Origin of the sequence: Proteus sp. fly-1067, from assembly GCF_040139345.1 — a bacterium.
Classification (GTDB): domain Bacteria; phylum Pseudomonadota; class Gammaproteobacteria; order Enterobacterales; family Enterobacteriaceae; genus Proteus; species Proteus vulgaris_B.
The window spans coordinates 1-850 of the sequence record NZ_JBEEUL010000064.1 but is presented as its reverse complement, the minus strand read 5'-3'; the positions used below and the strand labels follow the sequence as shown (position 1 = coordinate 850).

The 850-nt window shown below is 36.7% G+C and carries 3 protein-coding genes; 2 read left to right on the top strand and 1 reads right to left on the bottom strand.

The features are described 5' to 3' along the window. Positions 1–180, top strand: a 180-nt coding sequence (locus tag ABN217_RS19105) for a cupin domain-containing protein (RefSeq protein WP_502935136.1), incomplete at its 5' end; no start/stop codon positions are given. A 75-nt stretch (positions 181–255) separates the two neighbouring features. Here ABN217_RS19105 and ABN217_RS19100 read toward each other — a convergent pair. Further along, positions 256–609, bottom strand: a complete 354-nt coding sequence (locus ABN217_RS19100) for a hypothetical protein (RefSeq protein WP_233445700.1) — start codon at positions 607–609, stop codon at positions 256–258. A 107-nt stretch (positions 610–716) separates the two neighbouring features. On the opposite strand from ABN217_RS19100, the gene ABN217_RS19095 reads away from it, so the two are divergent. Continuing rightward, a partial coding sequence (locus ABN217_RS19095) for a DUF2526 family protein (RefSeq protein ID WP_349459829.1) occupies positions 717–850 on the top strand: 134 nt, incomplete at its 3' end.

Genomic DNA, 850 nt, shown 5'->3' with positions numbered 1-850 from the left:
ATGAATGGTGTGAGTGAGCATATTATCTTAATGAGTGGTCGTGCGATGGTAGGGCCTTTAGATAATCCAACTGAGCTGTCCCCCGGTGACTATATTCATTATCCGGGAGATATACCCCATATTATGAGAGCCCTTGAGCCAAACACAATGGCAGTGATGATTATTGATAGACAGAATTAAAACGAAGCCAAGCATAAATATATTTATGATTGGCTTCGAAGTGCAACTAAACATAATTTAGGTCAGTATTTTCAATTATTCCCAAAAATAGTACCTTTTTTCTTGCCATCCCTTACGTTTCATACACTTGCTATATTCTTGGTAGCGGCTATCTTTATTCACATCCAATACGTAGCTTTCTGTCGCCGGAACTTTTTCTTCGTAAGTTTCCGCTTTGCCACATTCATCACTTTTCTTACATCTTTTTGTAATCGTTTCATACACAGTGCGTTGTGCGACTTCGTTACGTACTGGAAATCGCTTAAAAGCATCAAATTCACACTGTGAATCAGCCTCTTGGTAAGTCCATTCAGGTGATCCTATAGGCTCCCATTTTGTCGATGAACAAGCAAAAAGTAATAAACTCATCACGATGACAATCAATTTCAAGATCTTATTCCTATGTATAATATAAAAAATAAACCACTTCCAGTATCAATAATAACCTTCATATCCCTGTGTTATAATCTGTTGATCACCACGATTAGGAGGTATGCATGCAGCATTATGAAGATATCGTAAAACAAGTTGATTCCCTACTCACTGAGAACTCAATTGTAAATATGAATATATTATTAGCTCAGCTTTCTCATGACGAATTATTAACCCAAGAACAACGTTTTGAGTTACA